The 671-nt window shown below is 62.9% G+C and carries 2 protein-coding genes; both read right to left on the bottom strand.

Features of this window, described 5'->3' with window-relative positions:
- On the bottom strand, positions 1-262 hold a 262-nt coding region (gene tnpB / locus QY049_RS38865; protein WP_301270733.1), incomplete at its 3' end, for an IS66 family insertion sequence element accessory protein TnpB.
- On the bottom strand, positions 259-671 hold a 413-nt coding region (locus tag QY049_RS38870; RefSeq protein ID WP_301270734.1), incomplete at its 5' end, for a transposase. The genes QY049_RS38870 and tnpB, both read right to left, overlap by 4 nt.

The raw sequence follows: 671 nt of genomic DNA on the forward strand, positions 1-671 counted from the left end.
TTGATACCGCGCCGTCGGACGCCGACGGCCAGATGAACTTGCCGCGATCCAGACGCTTGGCGTAAAGCGACATGCCAAGCCCGTCATGCCAGAGGATCTTGACCAAATCGCCGCGGCGACCCCGGAAGATATAGAGATCGCCAGCATGAGGATCGCGCTTCAGGCTCTCCTGGACCGCAAGCGCCAGGCTTTGCATTCCGCGGCGCATGTCGGTGTGGCCGGTGGCGATCCAGACCCTTACGCCGCTCGGGATCGGGATCATCGCCGTCTCAGAATCTCAAGAACCCGCTGCAGCGTCTCAACATCGACGTCGCGGTCAACGCGAACACGACAGCTGCCAAGCTCGATCTCGATAATGCCGGCCCTTGCACGGTGCGTAGGCGGTGAAGACACCGGTTGTGGCGCGCCACTCGAGATCGGAGCCGCCGCAGGCGTGATCTCAACCGGAACAAGCACCGGCGCAGCATCGCCGCTCAACTTGCCGTCGCGCGCCAACCGGCGCCACGTGAACAATTGGCTTGTCGACAGCCCGTTACGTCGCGCAGTCACCGACACCAGACGCGACCCGCCATAGCTCTCGCTGACGATCCGCTGCTTTTCTTCCATCGTCCAACGGCGCCGTGCGCCCGTCGAGACGACTTCAAGTCGGGAAACCTTCGGCATAGGCATAT

Origin of the sequence: Bradyrhizobium sp. WYCCWR 13022 (assembly GCF_030435535.1) — a bacterium.
In the GTDB taxonomy this organism is placed as follows: domain Bacteria; phylum Pseudomonadota; class Alphaproteobacteria; order Rhizobiales; family Xanthobacteraceae; genus Bradyrhizobium.